The organism is Streptomyces sp. NPDC018000 (genome assembly GCF_044328025.1).
In the GTDB taxonomy this organism is placed as follows: domain Bacteria; phylum Actinomycetota; class Actinomycetes; order Streptomycetales; family Streptomycetaceae; genus Streptomyces.
This window is the reverse complement of sequence record NZ_JBIRGM010000056.1, coordinates 1-4,180: the sequence shown is the minus strand read 5'-3', so window position 1 is coordinate 4,180 and position 4,180 is coordinate 1. Positions and strand designations below refer to the sequence as shown.

General features: G+C 69.8%; 1 protein-coding gene. It reads right to left on the bottom strand.

Annotation, left to right across the window (positions count from 1 at the left end):
• Window positions 1–4,180, bottom strand: a 4,180-nt coding sequence (locus tag ACH4EW_RS32370) for an amino acid adenylation domain-containing protein (protein ID WP_398263126.1), incomplete at both ends; no start/stop codon positions are given.

Sequence of the window (4,180 nt, the reverse complement as noted above, 5' to 3'; positions counted from 1 at the left end):
CGCCGAGCAGGACGACGTTCCCGAACGGGCTGTCCGGCTCGGAGACCATCGACTCCAGCACCCGCACGTAGTAATCCCGCATCAACACCACCTGGACGCAGGACAGCTCGCCGCTGTCGTACTCCATCTCCAGGCTCAGCCCCTGGTGCCCGGGTTCCTGGCTGACGGCCACCAGCAACGGGAAGTGTGTCCGCCCGCCTCCGGTCGTACGGGCGCGATCGTCATCCGCGTCCGCCCCACCGGCGAGTGCGTCGATCTGGCGGAAATGGTTGTAGACGAAGCCGGTCTCGAAAAGCGGTTCCCCGCCCAGTTCACGCTGGATCGCGGACATCGGATATCTGCGATGGGGCAGCATGTCCTGCTCGGCCTCGAACACCGCGCGCACGAGGTCTCGCCAACTGCCCTCCGGCAGCTCCAGCCGGAACGGCAGAGTGTTGAGGAAGAGCCCCCGGACCTCGGTGCCGTCGGTCTCCTCCAGCCGTCCGTTGGACGACAGCCCCGTGACGACGTCCGGGCTGCCGGTGACCAGGCTCATCACCCGCAGATGTGCTGCCAGCAGCACGGACTTCAGCGGCACCCCACAACGCCGGGCGAACCGGTTGAGACCATTGCCCAGCCCGACCGGCAGAGGCGTGACCAATTCCCCGTGCCGGCGCTCCGCATCGTTGCGGTGCACCTCGCCCTCGCTGCGCGGCCTCCCGAGTCCGTCGGGAAGAGCGGTGGTATGGCGGGGGAGGCGGGTGTCGGGGCGGTCGGTGAGGAGGTTCAGCCAGTAGGTGGTGTGTGCGGGGGTGGTGAGTGCGGTTTGTTCGGCTGCGATGTAGTCGCGGTAGGTGGAGCGGAGGGGTGGGAGTGATGGTGTGTTGCCGTTGAGGAGGGTGTGGTAGGTGTCGATGATTTCGGCGAGGGTGGAGGCGAGGCTCCAGCCGTCGAGGATGGCGTGGTGGTCGGTGACGGTCCATTGGAATGCATCGTCGGACAGCACATGGACGGTCATCCGGAACAACGGCGCCACCGCCAGCGAGAAGCCCTTGTCCTGTTCGTCACGGACGCACTCCTCCACCGCCGCCCGTTGCGCACCGTCGTGCCGCCCCCGTATATCGACGACGGTCAGCAGCGGCTCGGCCCGCTCGTGCACGAGCTGCACCGGTTCGCTGTATCCGCTCAGGTCGAACGAGGTACGCAGGACGTCGTGGCGGCCCACCGTCAGCGCTACGGCCCGCCGGAAGGCGTCCTCCTCGAACCGCTCGCCGAGCCGCACCGTGCTGACGTTGTGGTACGGGTTGCGGTCCGGGTCGATCTCCATTTCGTAGACCATGCCGACCTGGAGGGCCGCCATCGGATACGCGTCCACCAGCCCCTCCGGCAGCGCCTGCCGGTCCTTCGCCGACAACAGGGCGAACGGCTCCGCCGCCGGTGCGCGGAGCAGGTCGTCCGTCACCGAAGTCACCTCGGTGCCCAGCGAGGCGAGTGTCGGAGACCGGAACAGCACGGGCAGTGTGAGCAGCAGACCCTCCTCCCGGGCCCGTCCGATCACCTGAATGCTGCGGATCGAGTCGCCGCCCAGGTCGAAGAAGTTGTCGTGCCGACCGATCCTGTCCACCCCGAGGACCTGACGCCAGATCACCGCCAGCCGTTCCTCCACGCCGGGCAGCGGCGCCACGTACTGCGCCGACAGCTCCGGCCGGTCCCCGGACGGTGCGGGGAGCCTGCCGCGGTCCACCTTGCCCTGGGCCGTCAGCGGGAACGCGTCGAGGAACACGAACGCCCTCGGCAGCATGTACTCCGGCAGCCTCTCCCGCAGAGCCGACCGCAGTTCGGACACATCGGGCGCCGGGGCATCGCACACCACGTACGCCACCAGATCGGCCCGGCCCGACGCGTCCCGCGGCGCTGTCACGACACACTGGCGAACGCGCGGGTGGGCGCCGATCGCCGCGCTCACCTCGCCGGGCTCCACCCGGTAGCCGCGAATCTTGACCATGTGGTCGACGCGGCCGAGGAACTCCACCCGGCCGTCGGCCGACCAGCGCCCACGGTCACCCGTGCGGTACAGCCGAGCACCCGGCACGGAGGGATGCGGCAGGAAGCGCTCGGCGGTCAGCGCGGGTCTGCCGAGATAGCCACGTGCGAGGCACGGCCCGGCCACGTAAAGCTCACCCGGACTGCCCACGGGCACGGGATGGCCGGCTTCGTCCAGCACCCGGACCTCGGTGTTGGCCAGCGGTGTGCCGAGCGGCAGCGGGCCGGTCGGGAGCGAGTCGGCCGTGAAGATTCCGCAGACGGAGAAGGTGGTGGTCTCCGTCGGCCCCCAGCAGTTGACCAGCTCAAGCTCCGGGCAGCGGGCGAGGATCCGGTCGGCGTGCGGCGCGGAAACCGTCTCACTTCCGGTGAGCAGTCGGCGCAGTCCGTCGAACGTCTGCGGCTGCTCGTCCACGAGCAGGGTGAACAGCGAGGCCGTGGCGTGGAGGACCGTCACGCCGTGATCCGTCACCCAGCCCGCCACATCGGCCGGGGCGTACCGTCCCGGCGGAGCGAGCACGAGCCGGGCCCCCGCCGCCAGAGGCGCCCATATCTCGAAGGTGGAGACATCGAAGGCGACCGTCGCGATCTGGAGAACGGTGTCGTCCTCCCGCAGCTCCATCGCATCGCCGCCGTGCAGCAGCTCGGTCACGTTGCGGTGCCGGGTCACCACACCCTTCGGCCGCCCTGTGGAACCGGAGGTGAAGATGGCATAGCAGGCATTGTCCGGCCCGGCACCGGCCTCCGGAGCGCGGTCGTACCGCGCCTCCTCGGGCAGTACGACGGTGTCCACGTCGACCGTCTCCCACGGCCCCTGCGGAACCAGTGCCGTTGTACTCGTCCCGGTCAGGACCACCCGCACGTCCGCCTCCTGGAGCATGTGCGAGAGCCGGGCCGCGGGGAAGGAGACATCCAGCGGTACATAGGCCCCACCGGCCTTGAGTACCGCCAGCAGTCCGACGACCAGTTCGGGGGAACGGTCCAGGCCGACCCCGACGAACACCTCGGGGCCGACGCCCAGCCGGCGCAGATGACGGGCCAGCCGGTCGGCACGCGCATCGAGCTCGCCGTAGGTCAGGGACCGCTCCCCGGCGACCACCGCGACGCGGTGGGGTTGCGCTGCCGCCCGCGCCTCGACCATCTCGTGGACGGGCGTGGACGGGACATCGGCGGCGTTGCCGTTCCAGCGCTCCAGCAGCGCCCGCTCGGCCTCACCGAGAATGGCGGCCGGTCGATGGGCGGCATCCGGATTCTCGGCGATCGCCCGCAGAGCCCGCAGGTGATAGTCGCGGATCAGACGCATCTGCTCAGCGGGGAACTCCCTGGCGTCGTACTCCAGCTCCATCCGCATCCCGGCCAGGCCCGGTTCGCGGCTCATGGCCACATGCAGCGGGAAGCTGGTCCGGGCTACACCGGCGGCCGTCTCGTCGTGCGGCCCGGAGACCGAGGCTCGGCCTCCCTCGGACAGCTCGTCCACGTGCCGGAAGTGGTTGTAGACGAAGCCGGTCTCGAACAGGGGGTCGCCGCCCAGCGCACGTTGCAGCGCCGGCATGGGATACCTGCGGTGCGGCAGCATCTCCCGTTCGGCATCGAACACGGCGCGCGCCAGATCCGCCCAGCTGCCGTCGGGCAGCCGCAGCCGGAAGGGCAGCGAATTGAGGAAGAGCCCACGGACCTCCGTGCCGTCGGTCTCCTCCAGCCGTCCGTTGGACGACAGTCCGGTGACGACGTCCGCGCTGCCGGTGATCAGGCTCAGAACCCGCACATGGGCGGCCAGGACGACGGCCTTGAACGGCACGCCGATCCGGGCGGCGCTGTCCTCCAGCGCCGACAGCAGCTCCGGTGGCACCACGGTGACCAGCGCTCCGTACCCGCCGGTGCCGTCGTGCTCATGCACCTCGCCGTCGAGCCGTTCCCCGATGAGCAGGCAGTCGCCGTTGCCACTGTGGCGGGGGAGGCGGGTGTCGGGGCGGTCGGTGAGGAGGTTCAGCCAGTAGGTGGTGTGTGCGGGGGTGGTGAGTGCGGTTTGTTCGGCTGCGATGTAGTCGCGGTAGGTGGAGCGCAGGGGTGGGAGTGATGGGGTGTTGCCGTTGAGGAGGGTGTGGTAGGTGTCGATGATTTCGGCGAGGGTGGAGGCGAGGCTCCAGCCGTCGAGGAT